The sequence below is a fragment of the Neisseria lactamica genome (genome assembly GCF_901482445.1).
GTDB classification, from domain to species: domain Bacteria; phylum Pseudomonadota; class Gammaproteobacteria; order Burkholderiales; family Neisseriaceae; genus Neisseria; species Neisseria lactamica.
In genome coordinates this window covers 1,878,739-1,901,383 of the sequence record NZ_LR590477.1, presented here as the reverse complement: position 1 = coordinate 1,901,383, position 22,645 = coordinate 1,878,739, and the positions used below count along the sequence as shown (strand labels likewise).

General features: G+C 54.0%; 15 protein-coding genes and 1 pseudogene. 8 read left to right on the top strand and 8 right to left on the bottom strand.

The features are described from left to right. Positions 1-2 precede the first annotated feature (2 nt). Positions 3-1,520, bottom strand: coding sequence for a surface lipoprotein assembly modifier (locus FGL10_RS10255; RefSeq protein ID WP_003711025.1), 1,518 nt, complete (start codon positions 1,518-1,520; stop codon positions 3-5). 248 nt (positions 1,521-1,768) lie between these two features. Between FGL10_RS10255 and FGL10_RS10245 the strand changes: the two are divergent. Further along, a pseudogene (locus FGL10_RS10245) lies at positions 1,769-2,792 on the top strand (transferrin-binding protein-like solute binding protein). A 30-nt stretch (positions 2,793-2,822) separates the two neighbouring features. Continuing rightward, a complete protein-coding gene (hupB, locus tag FGL10_RS10240; RefSeq protein WP_003711022.1) occupies positions 2,823-5,255 on the top strand; it encodes a hemoglobin-haptoglobin-utilization protein HupB in 2,433 nt (810 codons plus the stop codon). Between the two features lie 970 nt (positions 5,256-6,225). Here the strand turns inward: hupB and mnmE are convergent. Beyond that, positions 6,226-7,572: a tRNA uridine-5-carboxymethylaminomethyl(34) synthesis GTPase MnmE gene (mnmE, locus tag FGL10_RS10235; RefSeq protein ID WP_036470491.1), complete on the bottom strand. Its 1,347-nt coding sequence runs from the start codon at positions 7,570-7,572 to the stop codon at positions 6,226-6,228. Between the two features lie 135 nt (positions 7,573-7,707). On the opposite strand from mnmE, the gene FGL10_RS12165 reads away from it, so the two are divergent. The 3 genes from FGL10_RS12165 (at position 7,708) to app (ending at position 13,453) form a co-directional block, all read left to right on the top strand. Continuing rightward, the gene (locus FGL10_RS12165; protein ID WP_169740415.1) at positions 7,708-7,863 is read left to right on the top strand and encodes a hypothetical protein; all 156 of its coding nucleotides are present in this window, start codon (positions 7,708-7,710) and stop codon (positions 7,861-7,863) included. After that, positions 7,860-8,291, top strand: coding sequence for a DUF2335 domain-containing protein (locus FGL10_RS10225; RefSeq protein ID WP_002219904.1), 432 nt, complete (start codon positions 7,860-7,862; stop codon positions 8,289-8,291). Before FGL10_RS12165 ends, FGL10_RS10225 begins: the two co-directional genes overlap by 4 nt. A 137-nt stretch (positions 8,292-8,428) precedes the next feature. Further along, a complete protein-coding gene (gene app, locus FGL10_RS10220) occupies positions 8,429-13,453 on the top strand; it encodes an adhesion and penetration autotransporter App (RefSeq protein ID WP_003711153.1) in 5,025 nt (1,674 codons plus the stop codon). 753 nt (positions 13,454-14,206) lie between these two features. Here app and polA read toward each other — a convergent pair. From polA to cyaY, 4 genes are all read right to left on the bottom strand, one after another. Next, positions 14,207-17,026 carry a DNA polymerase I gene (polA, locus tag FGL10_RS10200; RefSeq protein ID WP_003711155.1) on the bottom strand — a complete coding sequence of 940 codons (2,820 nt, stop codon included), beginning with the start codon at positions 17,024-17,026 and terminating at the stop codon, positions 14,207-14,209. A gap of 165 nt (positions 17,027-17,191) precedes the next feature. Continuing rightward, positions 17,192-17,698 carry an S-ribosylhomocysteine lyase gene (gene luxS / locus FGL10_RS10190; protein WP_003711156.1) on the bottom strand — a complete coding sequence of 169 codons (507 nt, stop codon included), beginning with the start codon at positions 17,696-17,698 and terminating at the stop codon, positions 17,192-17,194. Between the two features lie 21 nt (positions 17,699-17,719). Further along, positions 17,720-18,139, bottom strand: coding sequence for a DUF2251 domain-containing protein (locus tag FGL10_RS10185; RefSeq protein WP_003711157.1), 420 nt, complete (start codon positions 18,137-18,139; stop codon positions 17,720-17,722). A gap of 32 nt (positions 18,140-18,171) precedes the next feature. Further along, positions 18,172-18,495 carry an iron donor protein CyaY gene (gene cyaY, locus FGL10_RS10180; RefSeq protein ID WP_003711158.1) on the bottom strand — a complete coding sequence of 108 codons (324 nt, stop codon included), beginning with the start codon at positions 18,493-18,495 and terminating at the stop codon, positions 18,172-18,174. 70 nt (positions 18,496-18,565) lie between these two features. Between cyaY and lptM the strand changes: the two genes are divergently transcribed. The 3 genes from lptM (at position 18,566) to FGL10_RS10165 (ending at position 20,607) form a co-directional block, all read left to right on the top strand. After that, a complete protein-coding gene (lptM, locus tag FGL10_RS10175; protein WP_003711159.1) occupies positions 18,566-18,736 on the top strand; it encodes an LPS translocon maturation chaperone LptM in 171 nt (56 codons plus the stop codon). Positions 18,737-18,746: 10 nt separating this feature from the next. After that, positions 18,747-19,967: a diaminopimelate decarboxylase gene (gene lysA / locus FGL10_RS10170; protein WP_003711160.1), complete on the top strand. Its 1,221-nt coding sequence runs from the start codon at positions 18,747-18,749 to the stop codon at positions 19,965-19,967. Between the two features lie 205 nt (positions 19,968-20,172). Further along, the gene (locus FGL10_RS10165) at positions 20,173-20,607 is read left to right on the top strand and encodes a toxin-antitoxin system YwqK family antitoxin (protein WP_003711161.1); all 435 of its coding nucleotides are present in this window, start codon (positions 20,173-20,175) and stop codon (positions 20,605-20,607) included. A 52-nt stretch (positions 20,608-20,659) separates the two neighbouring features. On the opposite strand, the gene FGL10_RS10160 is transcribed toward FGL10_RS10165, so the two are convergent. Further along, the gene (locus tag FGL10_RS10160; RefSeq protein WP_036470488.1) at positions 20,660-20,752 is read right to left on the bottom strand and encodes a methionine/alanine import family NSS transporter small subunit; all 93 of its coding nucleotides are present in this window, start codon (positions 20,750-20,752) and stop codon (positions 20,660-20,662) included. Then, entirely contained in the window at positions 20,749-22,284 is a 1,536-nt protein-coding gene (locus FGL10_RS10155; RefSeq protein ID WP_115178313.1) for a sodium-dependent transporter, read from the bottom strand. The genes FGL10_RS10160 and FGL10_RS10155 overlap by 4 nt, the downstream gene beginning before the upstream one ends. Between the last annotated feature and the right edge of the window lie 361 nt (positions 22,285-22,645).

Below are 22,645 nucleotides of genomic sequence, written 5' to 3'. Positions count from 1 at the left end.
ATTCAAAACCGCCAATCCGCCGACACAAACACCTCGCTGTTGCGGCGTTTCGCATACGGCACATTACTTTCCGTCCTGCCGAAACGATAATTCAACGCCGGTACGATACCTTTGTACGACAACTTGTCGTGGCTCAAAGCCAGCGAGACATTCCATTCGCGGTTGCGTTGCGCCTCTGTCGAGAAAGCCGCAATGCCCTTATAGTTGCGGCGGGCATAAGACGCGGAAACCCGACTGTTCAAACCGCCCAACTGCCGCCACTCCTGCGCCCAGCCGGCATAAACACCGTTGCGCCGGTAGGCGGCATTATTGACCGCGCCGCCCACCGTTTCGCGTTTCGGCACAAACCGCACAAACTGCCAGCCGCCGAACACAGTTGCCGATTCGCCCAAACGTTTTGCCGACGAAACATAAAACCCGTCCTGCCTGCCGTTATTGTATTCCGCCCTATCCTGTTCGCGGTAGCGTTGGCGGTAATGTTCCAGCGCGACCGAAAATTGCCATCCCGGGTTTGGGCGGTAAGTATGGGACAGCTGCACGCCGACTCCGTGCGCCAGCATATACGGCGACAGGCGGCGGTTGTTTACCCGTTTTGTTTTCGCATCAAAGCCGTCGCTGCCCGACAACTGCACCTGATAAAACGGCAAAATCCCCACCGTCTGCCGCGCATTTTTATACTGCCAACCCAAATACGCCCTGCCGAACCCGTCATCATAAGCTGATTTTTTACTGAAATAATAGCTCGTGCCGCCGATATTGGAACGGAACAACAAATAATGATTATCTGCCAACGCCGTCAGTTTTTCCGCCTCGATTTCATAATTCAACCCTGCCGCCCGCTCCGCCCGGCTGACACTGCATATCTGCCGGCCTCCGTTTTGCCGGCAATACTGCGGCGCGGCATTATTGGCATTTCTATTGACCGCCGGACTGATGCCGCCCGAAAAACGCCAGCCCGTCAGCCCCTCCGTTTTTTTCCGAAAACGCCCCACATTTTCCAAAACCGGCGCCGGCAAATCCAATTTTGCCGCCTCCGCAAAATGCCTTTCTGCCGACTTCAGTCGGAAATCGTCAAACTCCGCCGCCGCCAAATCCAGCAAAATCCGCTCGTCTGCCGCATTTTCCCCGTGCAGTTCCCGATACCGCGCCACCGCCTCCGCCGGCCTTCCCGCCAATTTCGCCAGCAAAGCCCGCGCCCTGCCGTACAAAACCGCGTCATAATCCGGCAGCTTGGCATACAAATCCGCCAACGAAGCGATTAAATCCGCCTGATTGCCGTTGAGCGCGTCGCGCAAACTATGTTCCAACATTTTCGGATGTGCCAACAAAAAATCCCCGTCAACCACACGCGGGGCATCATTTTCAACTTTCCAATCCGATTCCGCCCACTTATCCGACACCGACCGCTGCACCTGCAACAATGCCTTGTCATCCAAAATCGCGGGCGCATCCGCCCCATAGGCGGCAGAAACACCTGCCGCACACCAAACAACCAAAAAGCCGTATCTGAAATACAACATACCCTGTCATTTACCTTTCCGGCAAACACGCCGCCGAAGCACGTCAAACTATCCGAAAAACAGGCAGAAACCCGTAAAAACCGGCTTTGCCGTCTGAAAGCGGGCAGGCAAAAAACCGCCGCCCGATTTTCAAAGGGCGGATTTCACATTTACCGGCTTTTACATCAGCCCACAAAACAGTTGACATCATATATCATTAAACTGATAATCAAAACTATTATTAACACATCATCAAGATTGAGTATGCGATGAAATACAAAGCCCTGTCCTTACTGCCGCTTGCCGCCGCCCTTGCCGCCTGTGCCGGGGGGGGTAGCCGAACCGCACGTCCCCTTCTCCATTCCCACCGCCACGCCGTTGCCCGCCGCCGAGGTAACGCTATCAAGCGATAGCAGCAACATCGAAAACATCAACACCGCCGGCACAGGAAGCACATCCGGTATTTCCATTCAGCAGCGGGAAGTAGAAAAAGAACCTTTCCCCGGCTACAAAACCAAAGAAACATCATTCATCTTCCAAACACCCGGCGGCGCGCAATACACCCTTTCATCCTACTCCGACCCCATTGTCCCCAGCTATTCCTCCCCCGACTACAAAATTCCCGACCGCTACGCCGGACAGCGGCTTGCCGACGGCAGCCGTATCTTTATCTGTTGCAGCGACTCAGGGGCTACTTCGTATGCGGAAATCACCAAACAAGATTATATGAAATTCGGGGCGTGGATAGGCCCCAACGGCGAAATCGACCTCTTCGCCGGCGGCTTCCCCGTCGGCAAAACGCCGAAACCGGCATACTCCTGGGGCGACGACACGCCCGAAACCACCGGCAAGGGCAAAATCACTTATCAGGTTTGGGGCATCCGCGTCAAAGACGGGCAATTTGTTACCTCCTCTTATACGCCGCCCAAAGGCAGCTCTTTTACCGGTTACACCAACACCCCCGTCCTTTCCTTTATCACCGCCAATTTCAACAGCAACAAACTGGCAGGCGAAATCCTCGGCAACAGCGATTACGGGCCGAGTGTGAAAATTGAAAACGCAACGATTACCGGTCTGACCTTTTCCGGCGATGCCACGTCCGGCGGCAAAAACGGCAAATTGGAAGGCAAGTTTTTTGGCAAGTTCAACAGTAGTTACGACAGCGACACCAGCATAGGCGGCAAAATCACCTTTGACGGCGCCCGCTCCCTCGATACCGTATTCGGCGGCGTGAGTTATAAAAAAGAACTTGAAAACACCACCGATCGAGAGACCACCCATCTCACAAAATAATAATTAATCCGCTTTTAAAAAGGTTTTCTTATGCACATCCCCTTCAAGCCCGTATTGGCTGCCGCCGCCATCGCCCAAGCGTTTCCCGCCTTTGCGGCAGACCCTGCGCCACAGTCCACCCAAACGCTGAACGAAATCACCGTTACCGGCACGCACAAAACCCAAAAACTCGGCGAAGAAAAAATCCGCCGCAAAACCTTAGACAAGCTCTTGGTCAACGACGAACACGACCTGGTGCGCTACGACCCCGGCATTTCCGTCGTCGAAGGCGGCAGGGCGGGTTCTAACGGCTTTACCATACGCGGCGTGGACAAAGACCGCGTCGCCATCAACGTTGACGGGCTGGCGCAGGCGGAAAGCCGCTCTTCCGAAGCCTTCCAAGAATTGTTCGGCGCATACGGCAACTTCAATGCCAACCGCAATACTTCCGAACCCGAAAACTTCTCGGAAGTAACCATCACCAAAGGCGCGGACTCGCTCAAATCCGGCAGCGGCGCATTGGGCGGCGCAGTCAATTACCAAACCAAATCCGCAAGCGATTATGTTTCCGAAGGCAAGCCCTACCATTTGGGGATAAAGGGCGGCAGCGTCGGCAAAAACAGCCAAAAGTTCAGCAGCATCACCGCCGCCGGCAGGCTCTATGGTTTGGATGCCTTATTGGTTTATACCCGCCGCTTCGGCAAAGAAACCAAAAACCGCTCGACCGAGGGCGATGTTGAAATTAGAAACCCCGGATATATCTATAACCCGACCGACACATCCGGACCCAGCAAATGGCTGGAGTACGTCGCCACAGGGGTTGCGCGCTCCCGCCCCGACCCGCAAGAATGGGTAAACAAAAGCACCCTGTTCAAGCTGGGCTACAATTTCAACGACCGCAACCGCATCGGCTGGATTTTTGAAGACTCGCGCACCGACCGTTTTACCAACGAACTGTCTAATTTGTGGACGGGTACGACCACATCTCTCGCAACGGGCGACTACCGCCACCGCCAAGACGTGAGCTACCGCCGCCGCTCCGGCGTCGAATACAAAAACGAATTGGAACACGGCCCGTGGGACAGCCTCAAGCTGCGCTACGACAAGCAGCGCATCGATATGAACACCTGGACTTGGGACATCCCGAAAAATTACGATACAAACGGCATCAACGGCGAGGTTTACCATTCGTTCCGGCATATCCGCCAAAACACCGCGCAATGGACTGCCGATTTTGAAAAACAACTCGACTTTTCCAAAGCCGTTTGGGCGGCGCAATACGGCTTGGGCGGCGGCAGAGGGGACAATGCCAACTCGGATTACAGCTATTTCGCAAAACTGTACGACCCCAAAATCCTCACTACCAACCAAGGTAAAATCACGATGCTGATCGAAAACCGGTCGAAATATAAATTTGCCTATTGGAACAATGCGTTTCACTTGGGCGGCAACGACCGCTTCCGCCTGAATGCGGGCATACGCTACGACAAAAACAGCAGCAGCGCGAAAGACGATCCGAAATACACCACCGCCATCCGGGGGCAGATTCCCCATTTGGGTTCGGAACGCGCGCACGCGGGCTTCAGCTACGGCACGGGGTTCGACTGGCGGTTTACCAAGCATCTGCACTTGTTGGTAAAATACAGCACCGGCTTCCGCGCACCGACTTCAGACGAAACCTGGCTATTGTTCCCGCACCCCGATTTCTACCTGAAAGCCAACCCAAACCTGAAAGCGGAAAAAGCCAAAAACTGGGAATTAGGTCTGGCGGGCAGCGGCAAAGCGGGCAACTTCAAGCTCTCGGGCTTCAAAACCAAATACCGCGACTTTATCGAATTGACGTATATGGGTGTTTCGTCAGACGATCCGAACAAACCCACCTACGCCCCGATTTCAGACAAAACGGCATTGGTCAGCTCGCCCGTTTGGCAAAACCAAAACCGCACCGCCGCCTGGGTGAAAGGCATAGAGTTTAACGGCACTTGGAACCTCGACAGCATCGGGCTGCCCAAAGGTTTGCATACCGGCCTCAACGTCAGCTACATCAAAGGCAAGGCAACGCAAAACAACGGCAAAGAAACGCCCATCAACGCGCTTTCGCCGTGGACGGCGGTTTACAGCCTGGGCTATGACGCGCCTTCCAAACGCTGGGGCATCAACGCCTACGCCACGCGCACCGCCGCCAAAAAGCCGTCCGACACCGTACACAGCAACGACGACTTGAACAACCCGTGGCCTTATGCCAAACACAGCAAGGCCTATACGCTGTTCGACCTTTCCGCCTACCTCAACATCGGCAAACAGGTTACGCTCCGCGCCGCCGCGTACAACATTACCAACAAGCAGTACTACACTTGGGAATCTTTACGCAGCATCCGCGAGTTCGGCACGGTCAACCGCGTTGACAACAATACCCACGCCGGCATCCAACGCTTTACCTCGCCGGGCAGGAGCTACAATTTCACCATCGAAGCGAAGTTCTAAGCTCCTGATGTGCCAATGCCGTCTGAAACCCGATGATTTGGGTTTCAGACGGCATTTTTTACAATCGCACCGCCGCCCCCTTTCAGGCTTGTACCAAGCCCAATCCCGCAACTCTCCGTCATTCCCGCAACTCTCCGTCATTCCCACGGAAGTGGGAATCTAGAAACGCAAAGCTGCAAGAATTTATCGGAAATGACTGAAACTCAACGAACCTGGATTCCCGCCTGCGCGGGAATGACGAAGCCATCCGCACGGAAACCTGCACCACGTCATTCCTACGAACCTACATCCCGTCATTCCCACGAAAGTGGGAATCTAGTTCGTTGAGTTCCAGTTATTTAAAATAAATTTTGAAACTTTAATCCTGTCATTCCAGCGAAAGCGGGAATCTAGGACGTAAAATCTGAAGAAACCGTTTTCCCGATAAGTTTCCGTGCCGACAAGTCTGGATTCCCGCCTGCGCGGGAATGACGGCGGAGCGGTTTCTGTTTTTTCCGATAAATTCCTAAAACTTAAAATTTCATCATTCCCACAAGAACAGAAAACCAAAAACAGAAACCCAAAATTCGTCATTCCCACGAAAGTGGGAATCTAGTTCGCTGAGTTTCAGTTATTTAGAATAAATTTTGAAACTTTAATCCTGTCATTCTAGCGCAAGCGGGAATCTAGGACGTAACATCTAAAGAAACCGTTTTCCCGATAAGTTTCCATGCCGACGGGGCTGGATTCCCACCTGCGCGGGAATAACGATATTTCAGTTTTCTGTTTTTGATTTTTTGTTTTTACAGAAATGACGGTCTTTTCATATCGAAAAAAGTTGCCGTACCGCGCCGATAATTTCCGCCTGCGCGGAATGAAGATTTAAGCGTTGCCCGAAATTCAAAAAAAACAAAACCGAACGGATCGGATTCCCGTTTTTATGGGATAACGGAATGTTCAGCCGGACACCACCACGATGCTTTCGATCCGTTTATTTTCCGATACAAAACCTCGAAAAAATCACGCCGAGCAGGTCGTCCGCCGTAAACTCGCCCGTGATTTCGCCGCACGCGACCTGCGCCAGCCGCAAGTGTTCCGCAAGCAGCTCGATTTGATGGTTGCCGCACAATGCCGCCAGCGACAATTCTTCCTGCGCTGCTTTGAGTGCGTTGACGTGCCGCGTCCGCGCCAAAAACAGCCCTTCGCTTTCGCCCTGCCAACCGGCCTCACGCAACAACGTCCGTTTCAGCGCGTCCAAGCCGTCGCCGGTTTTCGCCGACAGCGCGATGACGGTTTCCGCGCCCGTACCGAACCCGCCTGCCGCGTGTGCGTGCAAATCGGATTTGCTGTGGATTTCGATGCGTTTCAACTCCGGCGGCAACGCGTCCAAAATCGCCCGTGTCTTTTCATTCAAACCCTCGCGCGGATCGACCAACACCAGCGCGACATCCGCCTCCGATACCGCCTTGCGGCTGCGTTCGATGCCGATACGCTCGACCACGTCGTCCGTCTCGCGCAAACCTGCCGTATCGACAATATGCACCGGCACGCCGTCAATCAGGATACGTTCCCTGACCGCGTCGCGCGTCGTTCCGGCAATATCGGTAACAATCGCCACTTCGTCGCCCGCCAGCGCGTTCAACAGGCTGGATTTGCCGACATTCGGCGCGCCGACCAATACGACATTCAGACCTTCGCGCAAAATCGCGCCCTGCTGCGCGTTGGCAAGCACATCATCCACGGCGCGGCGCAAGCCGTCCAGTTTGCCGCGTGCGTCTGCCGCTTCGAGAAAATCAATGTCTTCCTCGGGAAAATCTAACGTCGCTTCGACCAGCATCCGCAAGGTAATCAAGTCTTCGACCAGACCGTGTATCCGCCGCGAAAAATCGCCCTTGAGCGAGCGCAACGCCAGACGCGCCGCCGAACGGCTGGATGCGTCAATCAAATCCGCCACGCCTTCCGCCTGTGCCAAGTCCAGTTTGTCGTTTAAAAACGCACGTTTGGTAAACTCGCCCGGCTCGGCAAGGCGCGCGCCCAGTTCCAAACAGCGGTTCAGCAGCATATCCATCACCACCGGCCCGCCGTGTCCCTGAAGCTCGATGACATCTTCGCCCGTAAAACTTGCCGGTGCGGCAAAAAACAGCAAAAGCCCGCTGTCGATTGCCTGTCCGTCCGCGTCCGTAAAATCAGCATAGGTTGCCACGCGCGGCTTGGGCGTTTTACCGCACAAAGCCTCTGCCATCGGCAGCAGGTTTTTCCCCGATATGCGTATCACGCCCACGCCGCCGCGTCCGGGCGCGGTAGCAACTGCCGCAATCGTTGGAACGTTATCCGACATAAAACCCCCCGAAAAACAATCAAAAACAGCCGCGATTATAGCAAATGCCGTCTGAAGTCCGACGGTTCGGCTTTCAGACGGCATAAAACCGCAAAAACGCTTGATAAACCCGTCCGCCTGACCTAATATAACCATATGAAAAAACGAAACGCATACGCCCTCCTGCTCGGTATAGGCTCGCTGTTGGGTCTGTTCCATCCCGCAAAAACCGCCATCCGCCCCAATCCCGCCGACGATTTCAAAAATATCGGCGGCGATTTTCAACGCGCCATAGAGAAAGCGCGAAAATGACCGAAAACGCACAGGACAAGGCGCGGCAGGCTGTCGAAACCGTCGTCAAATCCCCAGAGCTTGTCGAGCAAATCCTGTCCGACGAGTACGTGCAAATAATGATAGCCCGGCGTTTCCATTCGGGACCGTTGCCGCCGCCGTCCGACTTGGCGCAATACAACGACATTATCAGCAACGGGGCAGACCGCATTATGGCAATGGCGGAAAAAGAACAAGCCGTCCGGCACGAAACCATACGGCAAGACCAAACCTTCAACAGGCGCGGGCAACTGTACGGCTTCATCAGCGTCATCCTGATACTGCTTTTTGCCGTTTTTCTCGTATGGAGCGGCTACCCTGCAACCGCCGCCTCCCTTGCCGGCGGCACAGTGGTTGCCTTGGCGGGTGCTTTCGTGATTGGAAGAAGCCGAGACCAAGGCAAAAATTAATTGCAAATCCTAGGGCGTGCTTCATATCCGCCCGACACGCCGAACCGCACATATAGGCACATCCCGCGCGCCGCCCGGAAGCGGAAGCCGCGCCCTCCCAAACAAACCCAAATCCCACCGTCAAGTAAGGAAAAATAATGAAAATAACCGACAAACGGACAACCGAAACACACCGCAAAGCCCCGAAAACCGGCCGCATCCGCTTCTCGCCTGCTTACTTAGCCATATGCCTGTCGTTCGGCATTCTGCCCCAAGCTCGGGCGGGACACACTTATTTCGGCATCAACTACCAATACTATCGCGACTTTGCCGAAAATAAAGGCAAGTTTGCAGTCGGGGCGAAAGATATTGAGGTTTACAACAAAAAAGGGGAGTTGGTCGGCAAATCAATGACAAAAGCCCCGATGATTGATTTTTCTGTGGTATCGCGTAACGGCGTGGCGGCATTGGTGGGCGATCAATATATTGTGAGCGTGGCACATAACGGCGGCTATAACAATGTTGATTTTGGTGCGGAAGGAAGAAATCCCGATCAGCACCGTTTTTCTTACCAAATTGTGAAAAGAAATAATTATAAGCCTGACAATTCACACCCTTACAACGGCGATTACCATATGCCGCGTTTGCATAAATTTGTAACCGATGCAGAACCTGTCGAAATGACGGGTGACATGAGGGGGAATACCTATTCCGATAAAGAAAAATATCCCGAGCGTGTCCGCATCGGCTCAGGACACCACTATTGGCGTTATGATGATGACAAACACGGCGATTTATCCTACTCCGGCACATGGTTAATTGGCGGCAATACACATATGCAGGGTTGGGGAAATAATGGTGTAGTTAGTTTGAGCGGCGATGTGCGCCATGCCAACGACTATGGACCTATGCCGATTGCAGGTGCGGCCGGCGACAGCGGTTCGCCAATGTTTATTTATGACAAAACAAACAATAAATGGCTGCTCAACGGAGTTTTACAAACGGGCTACCCTTATTCCGGCAGGGAAAACGGTTTCCAGCTGATACGCAAAGATTGGTTCTACGATGACATTTACAGAGGCGATACACATACCGTCTTTTTCGAACCGCGCAGTAACGGACATTTTTCCTTTACATCCAACAACAACGGTACGGGTACGGTAACAGAAACCAACGAAAAGGTTTCCAATCCAAAGCTTAAAGTACAGACAGTCCGACTGTTTGACGAATCTTTGAATGAAACTGATACAGAACCAGTTTACGCGGCAGGGGGTGTTAATCAGTACCGTCCAAGGTTAAACAACGGTGAAAACCTTTCTTTTATCGATTACGGCAACGGCAAACTCATCTTATCAAACAACATCAACCAAGGCGCGGGCGGTTTGTATTTTGAAGGAAACTTTACCGTTGCACCCGAATCCAATCAGACTTGGCAAGGCGCGGGCGTTCATATCAGTGATGGCAGTACCGTTACTTGGAAAGTAAACGGCGTGGCAAACGACCGCCTGTCCAAAATCGGCAAAGGCACGCTGCACGTTCAAGCCAAAGGGGAAAACCAAGGCTCGATCAGCGTGGGCGACGGTAAAGTTATTTTAGATCAACAAGCAGATGAAAATAATAAAAAACAAGCCTTTAGTGAAATCGGCTTGGTCAGCGGCAGGGGGACGGTGCAACTGAATGCCGATAATCAGTTCAACCCCGACAAACTCTATTTCGGCTTTCGCGGCGGTCGTTTGGATTTGAACGGGCATTCGCTTTCGTTCCACCGCATTCAAAATACCGATGAAGGGGCGATGATTGTCAACCACAATCAAGGCAAAGAATCTACCGTTACCATTACAGGCAATAAAGATATTAATACAACCAACAATAACAACAGCTTGGATAACAAAAAAGAAATTGCCTACAACGGTTGGTTTGGCGAGAAAGACTCAACCAAAACGAACGGTCGGCTCAATCTGAATTACCAACCGGCAGAAGCGGATCGCACTTTACTGCTTTCCGGCGGAACAAATTTAAACGGCAACATCACACAAACAAACGGCAAACTGTTTTTCAGCGGCAGACCGACACCGCACGCCTACAATCATTTAGGAAACGGGTGGTCAAAAATGGAAGGTATCCCGCAAGGAGAAATCGTGTGGGACAACGACTGGATTAACCGCACGTTTAAAGCGGAAAATTTCCATATTCAGGGCGGACAGGCGGTGGTTTCCCGCAATGTTGCCAAAGTGGAAGGCGATTGGCATTTGAGCAATCACGCCCAAGCAGTTTTCGGTGTCGCACCGCATCAAAGCCACACAATCTGTACACGTTCGGACTGGACGGGTCTGACAAATTGTGTCGAAAAAACCATTACCGACGATAAAGTGATTGCTTCATTGACCAATACCGACATCAGCGGCAATGTCGATCTTGCCGATCACGCTCATTTAAATCTCACAGGGCTTGCCACGCTCAACGGCAATCTTAGTGCAGGCGGAGACACGCACTATACGGTTACGCACAACACCGTACAAAATGGTACTGTTACCCTTTCAGGAAACGCCGATACGGAGATTGACAATGCCACCATAAATGGCAACGCGTTACTCTCTGGCAACGCCTCGTTTGCCCTACGCAACAACGCCGTACAAAACGGCAGTCTGACGCTTTCCGACAACGCTAAGGCAAACGTAAGCCATTCCGCACTCAACGGCAATGTCTCCCTAGCCGATAAGGCAGTATTCCATTTTGAAAACAGCCGCTTTACCGGACAAATCAGCGGCGGCAAGGATACGGCATTACACTTAAAAGACAGCGAATGGACGCTGCCGTCGGGCACGGAATTAGGCAATTTAAACCTTGACAACGCCACCATTACACTCAATTCCGCCTATCGCCACGATGCGGCAGGGGCGCAAACCGGCAGTGCGGCAGATGCGCCGCGCCGCCGTTCGCGCCGTTCCCTATTATCCGTTACGCCGCCAACTTCGGCAGAATCCCGTTTCAACACACTGACGGTAAACGGCAAATTGAACGGGCAGGGAACATTCCGCTTTATGTCGGAACTCTTCGGCTACCGCAGCGACAAATTGAAGCTGGCGGAAAGTTCCGAAGGCACTTACACCTTGGCTGTCAACAATACCGGCAACGAACCCGTAAGCCTCGAGCAATTGACGGTAGTGGAAGGGAAAGACAACAAACCGCTGTCCGAAAACCTTAATTTCACCCTGCAAAACGAACACGTCGATGCCGGCGCGTGGCGTTATCAGCTTATCCGCAAAGACGGCGAGTTCCGCCTGCATAATCCGGTCAAAGAACAAGAGCTCTCCGACAAACTCGACCAAGCGGAAAAAACAGAAGCCGCCCTGGCGGCGAAACAGGCGCAACTTGCCGCCAAACAACAGGAGGAAGAAGAAAAGGTGCGCTTGAAAAAGGCGGAAATTTCCGACGCTGTGCCGTCTGAAAGCGAATTGAACCGCCTCAATGCCGAACTTGAAGAGGCAAAAAAACAAACCGCCGCCGCCCAAGCCGCACAGGCGGAAAAAGAAGCCGCGTGGGCGCAGGCAAAAACGGCGGCAGCCGAAGCAGGCAGACGCGCCGAAGAAGCCGATGCCGGCTACCGGCACGGCAACACCTTGGAAGGTGCGGAAAATGCGGACGCGGCAAACCTTGCGCTGGCGAAGGCGCAAATTGCCGAACAAACCGCCAAAATCGATTGGGCGGAAGCCAAATTGACGCGCCTGAACCGAATCAGGGACGAACGTGAAAAAGCCGTTGCCGCAGCCGGGGAGGCAAAAGCCCTTGCCGACAAAATCGCAGAAACGGCGAAAGAAAAACAAGATTTGCAATCAATGGCGCTTTCACTGGCGAACGTGAAGGAAGAGCTGGTTATAACGGAGGCGGAACTGCAAAACGCCAAAGCCGAACGCGCAGTGCTGGAGGCAAAACGGGCATTGTTGGAACGCAGGCAGTCCGACAAAGTGCAAAAAGAACAGGAGGCGCAAACCGCCCTAACCGCCGCCCGGCAATCGGAAGCGGCGCGCGAAGGCGCGGCGGAAGCCAAGAAACAGGCGGAAAAAGACAACGCGCAAAGCCTTGACGCACTGAATGCGGCCGGGCGCGATGCCGCCGAGAAGGCAGAAAGCGTTGCCGAACTGGCTCGGCAGACAGGCGAGGAAAATGCCGGCATTATGCAGGCGGAGGAAGAGAAAAAACGGGCGCAGACGGATAAAGACACCGCCTTGGAGAAACAGCGCGAAGCGGAAACCCGGCCGGTTACCGCCGCCTTCCGCCGCGCACGCCGGGATTTGCCGCAACCGCAGCCCCAACCGCAGCGCGACCTGATCAGCCGTTATGCCAATAGCGGTTTGAGTGAATTTTCCGCCACGCTCAACAGCGTTTTCGCCGTACAGGACGAATTGGACCGCGTATTTGCCGAAGACCGCCGCAACGCCGTTTGGACAAGCGGCATCCGGGACACCAAACACTACCGTTCGCAAGATTTCCGCGCCTACCGCCAACAAACCGACCTGCGCCAAATCGGTATGCAGAAAAACCTCGGCAGCGGGCGCGTCGGCATCCTGTTTTCGCACAACCGGACCGAAAACACCTTCGACGACGGCATCGGCAACTCGGCACGGCTTGCCCACGGCGCCGTTTTCGGGCAATACGGCATCGGCAGGTTCGACATCGGCATCAGCGCGGGCGCGGGTTTTAGCAGCGGCAGCCTTTCAGACGGCATCGGAGGCAAAATCCGCCGCCGCGTGCTGCATTACGGCATTCAGGCACGATACCGCGCCGGTTTCGGCGGATTCGGCATCGAACCGCACATCGGCGCAACACGCTATTTCGTCCGAAAAGCGGATTACCGCTACGAAAACGTCAATATCGCCACCCCCGGCCTTGCGTTCAACCGCTACCGCGCAGGCATTAAGGCGGATTATCCATTCAAACCGGCGCAACACATTTCCATCACGCCTTATTTGAGCCTGTCCTATACCGATGCCGCTTCGGGCAAAGTCCGAACGCGCGTCAATACCGCCGTATTGGCGCAGGATTTCGGCAAAACCCGCAGTGCGGAATGGGGCGTAAACGCCGAAATCAAAGGTTTCACGCTGTCCCTCCACGCTGCCGCCGCCAAAGGCCCGCAACTGGAAGCGCAACACAGCGCGGGCATCAAATTAGGCTACCGCTGGTAAACAAACAAAAAGGGTTATCATTAAAATAGAAAATAGCCATATCGCCATTGAATCCTGCAACAAAAAGCTACGGATATTTATCCGAAATAACAGCAACCATCCGCCGTCATTCCCGCGAAAGCGGGAATCCGGTTTTTTGAGTCTCAATTATTTCTAATAAATTCTTGCCGCTTTGAGTTTCCGGATGCCCGCTTTCGCGGGAATAACAAATTAAAAGTTACTCAAAACTCAAAAGAAACCGAAACCGAACGGACTAGATTCCCACTTTAGCGGGAATGACGAATTAGAAGTTACTCAAAACTCAAAGAAACCGAAACCGAACGGACTAGATTCACACTTTCGTGGGAGTGACGCATTTTAGGTTTCTGTTTTTGGTTTTCTGTTCTGGTGAAAATAACGGGATTTTGGCTTGTGGTATTTGCCGGGAAAACAACAACCGCTCCGCCGTCATTCCCGCGCAGGCGGGAATCCAGCCTCGTCGGCACGGAAACTTATCAGAAAAAAAGGTTTCTCCAACCCTGCGTCCTAGATTCCCGCTTTCGTGGGAATGACGAATTAGAAGTTACTCAAAACTCAAAGAAACCGAAACCGGACGGACTAGATTCCCACTTTCGTGGGAATGACGGGATTTTAGATTGTGGGTATTTGTCAGGAATGGCGGTTTGGAAGTTACCCAAAGAAACCGGACAGGCCGGATTCCCGCTTTCGTGAAAGTGCCGGCGGCAAGGTTTTTCCAGATCAGTTTCCGCAACATCAATGCGCCTCTTCCCAATTCATCCCCGCGCCCACTTCCGCCGCCAACGGCACATCCAGCATCCCGTCATCCACTGCCGCCATCATCTGCGGCAGTTTTTCTTTCACCAAATCCAGCTCGGCTTCAGGGACTTCCAACACCAGTTCGTCATGCACCTGCATAATCAGTTTGCTTTGCAAAAGGTCGTCCCACGGGGAGGCTTCGCACTCTGAAAGCCAGCGGGATACGTCTATCATAGCGCGTTTGATGAGGTCGGACGCGGTGCCCTGCATCGGGGCGTTGATGGCGGCGCGTTCGGCACGGGCGCGGATGTTGGCGTTTGTGTGGCGGATGTCGGGCAGGTAAAGCCTTCTGCCGAATAAGGTTTCGACATAACCTTGCCCTGCCGCGCATTCCCTGGCGCGCTGCATATATTCGGCAACGCCGGGATAGCGGGCGAAATAGCGGTCGATAAAGTTTTTGGCGGAAAGGTTGTCGATGCCCAATGATTTTGCCAAACCGTATTGCCCCATACCGTAGATTAAGCCGAAGTTGATGGTTTTGGCGTAGCGGCGTTGTTCGGACGAGACGTTTTCAGGGGCGATGCCGAATACTTCGGCGGCGGTGCGGCGGTGTACGTCTTCGCCGTTTTGGAACGCGGCGATGAGGGTTTTGTCGCCGGAGAGGTGCGCCATAATGCGCAGCTCGATTTGGGAATAGTCGGCGGAAACGATGACGCTGCCCGGCGGCGCGGTAAAGGCGCGGCGGACTTTACGCCCTTCTTCGGTACGGATGGGGATATTTTGCAGGTTGGGGTTGTTGCCGGCGAGGCGGCCGGTGATGGCGACGGCTTGGGCGTAAGTGGTATGCACGCGCTTATCCCGGGGCGAAATCATTTCGGGCAGTTTGTCGGTGTAGGTGGATTTGAGTTTCGCCAAACTACGGTTTTTCAAGATGATTTTGGGCAGCGGATAGTCGGGCGCGAGTTGTTCCAACACGTCTTCGTTGGTCGAAATGCCGCCTTTGGCGGTTTTTTTCAGCCCTTTTGTCGGGATGCCCATTTTGTCGAACAGGATTTCTTGAAGCTGTTTGGGCGAGTTGAGGTTGAACGGCTGCCCGGCGGCGGCGTAGGCTTCTTGTTCGAGCTTCACCAGCTCCGCACCGAGTTCCGCGCTTTGGCGGGCGAGTTCGGCACGGTCGATTTGCACGCCGACGCGTTCCATTTCAAACAGCACCTGCGCGACGGGAAGCTCCATTTTTTCATACATTTCAAGCTGTTTGTCGTCCATTTGCGCGCGCAGGTGCGCTTCGAGGCGCAGGGCGAAATCGGCATCTTGGGCGGCGTATTCGGTTGCCGGCCCGATGGCGACATCGGCAAAACCGATTTGTTTCGCGCCTTTGCCGCACAGCGATTCGTAGGTAATGGTTTCCAAGCCGAGCCAGCGTCCGGACAATTCGTCCAAGCCGTGTCCCAGATGGCTCTCGATGATGTAGGAAGCGAGCATCGCATCGCCGACGATGCCGTTCAGGGCGATGCCGTAGTTGGCGAAAACGTGTTGGTCGTATTTGAGGTTTTGCCCGATTTTTTTCAGGGCGGAATTTTCCAAATGCGGTTTCAAGCGGTCTAATACATATTGCAAATCAAGCTGTTCTGGCGCGGCGGTCAGGCTGTGTCCTACGGGGATGTAAACCGCCTCTCCTGCTTGGAACGCAATGCTGATGCCGACTAGCGAGGCGTTCATCGCGTCTAATGACGTGGTTTCCGTATCGATGCCGATTTTTTCCGCCTGCGACAGTTTGTCCAATAAGGCGGCAAACTGCGCTTCGGTGGTAACGGCTTGATAATCCAGTTTTTCGGGGGCAACGGCTTTTTCAGGCAGCCTTTCAGACGGCATTTCCGCCGCCGGCGCAGCTTTTCCGCCGATTGCATCGCTGCCGGACAAACCGCCGTCCGCCGCTTCGTGCATACGGCTTTCCGCCTCTTTCAACCAAGTGCGGAAGCCCCAGCGTTTGAAATCAACCGCAAGCTGCGCCCATTTCGGCGTAGTGCGGCGCAGGCTTTCGAGGCCGTCTGAAAGCTCGGCGTGCAAGTCCACATCAGTTTTAATCGTAACCAAATCATACGACAGCGGCAGGCGCGGCAGGGCGGCACGCAGATTCTCGCCCACTTTGCCCTTGATTTCCAAAGCGTGTTCCATCACGCCTTGCAACGAGCCGTAGGCTTCCAGCCATTTTTCCGCCGTTTTCGGGCCGCATTTTTCCACTCCCGGCACGTTGTCCACCTTGTCGCCCGTCAGCGCGAGATAATCGCGGATCTGGTCGGGGCGCACGCCGAATTTTTCCTTCACGCCTTCAATGTCCAGCGTTTCGCCGCTCATCGTGTTCACCAGCGTTACGCTCTCGTTTACCAGCTGCGCCATATCCTTGTCGCCGGTGGAAACGATAACCTGCAAACCGTGTCCCACGCCCTGTTTTGCCAGCGTGCCGATCACATCGTCCGCCTCCACCTGCCCAATCACCAGCACCGGCCAGCCCGTCAGGCGCACCAATTCCGGCAGGGCTTCCGCCTGCGGGCGCAAATCGTCGGGCATCGGCGGGCGCGTCGCCTTGTATTCGGAAAACATCTGATGGCGGAAATTTTTGCCCTTTGCATCAAACACCACCGCGCAATAATCGTGCGGATAATCCGCACGAAGCCGGCGCAGCATATTCAACACGCCGTAAAGCGCGCCCGTGGGTGCGCCGTCGGGGGCGGTCAGGTTTTGCCGCAGCATCGCGTGATACGCGCGGTAGAGGTAGGACGAACCGTCAACGAGGAGGAGTGTAGGTCTGTTGGACATAAAAAACCCGCTTGAAACCGATAAGGGACAGGAAAAGAAACAGGGAAGGACGATTGCGGCGTGCAGGACGATGCCTGCTTCAAACCCGCTCCCGCACAACCCCGGATGATAAGGGAAGAGGTAAAGGCCGTCTGAAACCCTTGTTCAGACGGCATTTGCGGCGGATTAGGCGTTCAGCAGCCCTTCGTCCAGCGTCAGCTCTTCGTTTTTATTCACCGCCACTTTGCGCGCCAACACGTTTTGCGCGATTTGCTGCGCTTCGGCAAGCGAGTGCATCAGATAAGTGCCGCATTGGTATTCGTTCAGCTCGGGGATTTTGCTTTGGTCTTTGACATTCAAAACATCCTGCATCGAGGCGAGCCATGCGTCGGCGACCTGCTGTTCGGAAGGCGTGCCGATAAGGCTCATATAAAAACCGGTGCGGCAGCCCATCGGGGAAATGTCGATGATTTCCACGCCGTTTCCGTTCAAGTGGTCGCGCATAAAGCCTGCAAACAAATGCTCCAGCGTGTGTATGCCTTTTTCGGGCAGGATTTCTTTGTTGGGAACGCAAAAGCGCAGGTCGAATACGGTAATGGTGTCGCCTTTGGGTGTGGTCATGGTTTTCGCCACGCGTACGGCGGGGGCGTGCATACGGGTGTGGTCGACTTTAAAACTGTCTAACAGGGGCATTTTGTTATCCTTTTGTGCGGGTTATGTAGGTTTTCGGGAGAGGAGTTTGTCCAGCAATTCATCGTCCAAGACGCGGTTTTCGACTTTCAGCCATTCGCCTTGTGCTTCAGGGAAGCCGTTGCGGCAATATCCTGCCTGTTCGACAAAATCATAGACGGCATGGATGTAGTCGTTGATACACAATGCGGCTATGGTGCAGGCATCATCCCATAAAATCAAGACATGATTGGGGATATGTTTGTCGGATACATCTTCGACATTGTAGATGTGCAAGGCATCTAGAATCCCGTCTTGCGAAGCGGCATAGAAGTAGCCTGTGTCGCCGTCGTCTTCAAAGACGACACCATAAGGGACATGTTCGAAAAATGATTGTAAAACTTCGGGCGTGCCGACAGTAAAATTTCCGATTTCGGCAGTCCGATATAGAGGTAATTGTGCCATTGGGTAACAATCTTTTTATATCGAAAATTGAATCACAATTCGGCAATTGCCACCGCTTCGCCTGAAGCCGCGCTCAGGGCTTCGTTTAAAACATCATAAAAATCGCGGCTGTCGCGCGTTGCCAGCCATTTGCCGTTTTGTTCGGCGAAATGGTAGCCGCCGCTTTTTGCGGCAATCCACAATTCCTGATTGGGCGTGTGGCGGTTGACGATGATTTGCGTGCCGTCTCCGGCTTCGATGGTCAGGACGTTTCCGGCAAACCGGCAGTCGAAATCCCAGCCGTTTTCGTCGATTTGGTCTTCGATGTGTTCGAATAATGCTTCGCTCGCGCGGATAAACTCGCTTTCGGTCATCATAGCTTTTTGCGTGTTTTTTGTTTAAGATGCCGAATCTTGCCACATTCGCGCTTATGAAGGAAGTTTACCGATGAAATACGGCGTATTTTTTGCGGCGGCAACCGCCCTCCTGCTTTCCGCCTGCGGTTACAAAGGCGACCTCTACCTGCCCAAAGAAGGCGACAAGGCGCGTTTCGGCGTAATCCAAACCGGTTTGCAGCTTCAAAGCACACCGCAATCCGCCCCACCAACCCGAAAATGAAAACGAAAATATGACCCTGTTTTGCGAACAAGTCCCCTACCCCCGCCTTGCCGAAGCATTCGGAACGCCGCTTTATGTGTACAGCCAATCCGCGCTGACCGAAGCGTTTGAACACTACCAAACCGCCTTTGCCGCTTTAAACCCGCTCGTCTGTTACGCCGTCAAGGCAAACGGCAATCTGAGCATCATCAAACACTTCGCCTCGCTGGGCAGCGGTTTCGACATTGTCTCCGGCGGTGAGTTGGCGCGCGTTTTGGCGGCAGGCGGCGATGCGGCGAAAACGATTTTTTCCGGCGTGGGCAAAAGCGAGGCGGAAATCGAGTTCGCGCTGAATGCAGGCGTGAAATGCTTCAATATGGAAAGCATCCCCGAAATCGACCGCATTCAAAAGGTTGCCGCGCGTTTGGGCAAAACCGCGTCCGTCTCCCTGCGCGTCAATCCCGATGTCGATGCGAAAACCCATCCTTACATCTCCACAGGTCTGAAAGCCAACAAATTCGGCATCGCCTACGCCGACGCGCTCGAAGCCTACCGCCACGCCGCACAACAGCCCAATTTGAAAATCGTCGGCATCGACTGCCACATCGGTTCGCAACTGACCGACTTAAGCCCGCTGGTCGAAGCCTGCGAACGCATTTTGATTTTGGTTGACTCGCTTGCCGCCGAAGGCATTGTGTTGGAACACTTGGACTTGGGCGGCGGCGTCGGCATTGTTTACCAAGACGAAAAAGTGCCCGATTTGGGCGCGTATGCCCAAGCGGTTCAAAAACTGATCGGCACACGCCGTCTGAAACTCATTCTTGAGCCCGGTCGCAGCTTGGTCGGCAACGCAGGTTCGCTGCTGACACGCGTCGAGTTTGTCAAACACGGCGAAGAGAAAAACTTTGTGATGGTCGATGCGGCGATGAACGATTTAATGCGTCCGGCGCTTTATAATGCCTATCATCACATCGAGGCGGTCGAAACCAAAGACATTGAGCCTCTGACCGCCAACATCGTCGGCCCGATTTGCGAAACCGGCGACTTCCTCGGCAAAGACCGCACCATCGCCTGCGAAGAAGGCGATTTGCTGCTTATCCGCAGCGCGGGCGCGTATGGAGCCAGTATGGCGAGCAATTACAACGCGCGCAACCGTGCGGCGGAGGTATTGGTTGACGGCGGCGGATACCGGCTCATCCGCCGGCGCGAAACCTTGGAACAGCAAATGGCAAACGAACTCGCCTGCCTGTAAGCAGACCATCAAAATGCCGTCTGAAGCCTTCAGACGGCATTGTCCGTTTAAAGTGACATCTTAGGGCCGCATCGGCGGAATATTCAAGCACAGCCTATTTTTTTAATGACGGCATAACAAATCCCCGCCTCGCCCGGCTGCCGAAGGGAATGGTTGAAAAAAATTACGCGCCCCTGTTATGGGGTGCAATATCTAAGGAATTGAAATGAAACACGCCCCGATTATCCTCCTGCTTGCCGCTTTGTCCGCCACCCTCCTTTCGGCGGGTTGTTCCGGTCTGCCTGCCGCACAAACCCCGCTTTACAAACTGCCGCCCGCCGCGCCCATCCAACCCGCCAACCCATACAGCCGACCGCCTTCAGGCACGCCGGACGGCGCGTACAGCATCCGCGCCTCAAACGGGCGCGTCTTGAAAAGCATCGTCAAAAACGGCGTGTTCGACCGCTTTGTCGATATTTACCACCCAAACGGCAAACTGCATTCGCACACGCCGGTTGAAAACGGCGTGGCGCAAGGCTGGTCGCAAGGCTATACCGAACAGGGCATATTGCGGACGCGCATCCTGTACCGGGACGGGCATATCGTCCGAGCGCAAACTTTGGATGCGTCGGGCAAGGTGGAACGCGAATGGCAGCCGTAAAGGCAAATGCCGTCTGAAGCAGTTCAGACGGCATTTTTAACGCTCTAAAGGCTTACTCTTCCGGCAGCCTTAACAGGGAAAGCAGCAGCCCGCCCCAAATCACCGCGATGGCGGCAAGCATCATCACAATGGCGGAAGTACTCATTTTTCTTCTCCCTGTTCATGTTCGTGTTCGTCTTTGACATTAAAATCCTGACCGTGCTTCCAAGGCAGCAGCGACAGCAGCAGCCCGAACACGACCAACGCCGCCGACATCCCCCAGCCGAAAATATTGAGGAAACCATCCGGATAGTCGCCGTAGTTTTTCTCCAACAATCCGGCGGTGTCCTGATACAGCATATAGCCGAGCATCACGACGGTAAACACGACGCAGGCCGTCCACAAGCCGCCGACGCGGATGGAGGACAAAGCGTTCAGGTGCCTGCGTAATTCCGGCAGCCTGCCGCTGATGATGATGGCGGCAACATAAACAAAGCCGGCGGCAACAATGCCGTAGGTGTTGACGAATTTGTCCATCACGTCCAAAACCGGCAGCCCCGTCGCCGTACCGAACAACAGCGTAGAAACAATGCCCATCGGAATGCAGACCAGCAGCGTGGCGTTGACACGCCCGATGTTCAGCTTGTCCTGAATCGCCGCCACAATCACTTCAAGGATGGAAATCATCGACGTAACGCCGGCGAACACCAGCGAACCGAAAAACAATATGCCGATCAGCCAGCCCATCGGCGCCTGGTTGATAATGGTCGGAAAGGCGATAAACGCCAAACCGATGCCGCCGGAGGCAACCTCGTTGACCGCCTTACCGCCCGCCTGCGCCATAAAGCCCAATGCGGCAAACACACCGATGCCCGCGAGCAGTTCAAAGCTGCTGTTGGCAAAACCGACCACCAGCCCCGTTCCGCCCAAGTCGGTTTTTTTCTTCAAATAAGAAGAATAGGTAACCATAATGCCGAAGCAGATGGAAAGAGAGAAGAAAATCTGCCCGTATGCCGCCACCCAGACCTTGGAATCGGCGAGTTTCGACCAGTCGGGCGTAAATAATGCGTCCAAGCCCTTTGCCGCGCCCGGCAGCGTCAGCGAAATGCCGACCATAATCAAAAACATCACCAAAAGCAGCGGCATAAAGAACGACGAGGCGCGCGCCACGCCCTTTTGCACGCCCAAAGCCATAATGGCGGCGGTAAAAACCCACACGCCCGCCAAAGGGCCGGCCACTTTGCCGACAAAATCCAAGCCCAAGGCTTCCGGACCCGCCATTTGCAGGAAGTCCTTAAAGAAAAAACCCTGCGGATCCGCACCCCAGGCAGCGTTGACCGAATAATAGGTATAGCTTGCCGCCCAACCGATAATTACCGCGTAATAGATGCAGATGACGATATTGGTCATCACGTTCCACCAGCCCACAGGTTCAAACCATCGTCCGAGACGGCGGAAAGCCAAAGGCGCAGAACCACGGTAACGGTGTCCGATGGCATAATCGAGCAGCAGCAGCGGGATGCCCGCCGTCAAAAGGGCGACCAAATAAGGCAGGATGAACGCGCCGCCGCCGTTTTCAAAAGCAATATAGGGGAAACGCCAAATATTGCCCAAGCCGACGGCGGACCCGATGGCGGCAATCATAAACGCGCGGCGCGTGCCGAATGTGGCGCGTTCTTTCGTTTTGGAATCAGACACGTTGATACCTCTTGAATTATTTATTAAAAACAAGCCGTTATAGGCAAACATATATAGAAACAGCGTCTGACAGGGATAATGTCTTCTGAAAAAACAAACCGGCTTGTGGCCGATTGTTTACAATCTATGTGCTTATCGTAAAAAAATTTAACGCCGATGGCAAGCGGTGAAGGCTTGAAAACGAAAAAATTTTTTATCCAGATACAAAAACCACTCCATAAGAAACAACCTCCAACTTCCCCGTCATTCCCGCAAAAACAGAAACCAAAGTCCCGTCATTCCCGCGCAGGCGGGAATCCGGTTTTTTAAGTTTCGGTTGTTTCTGATAAATTCTTGCAGCTTTGGGTTCCTAGATTCCCGC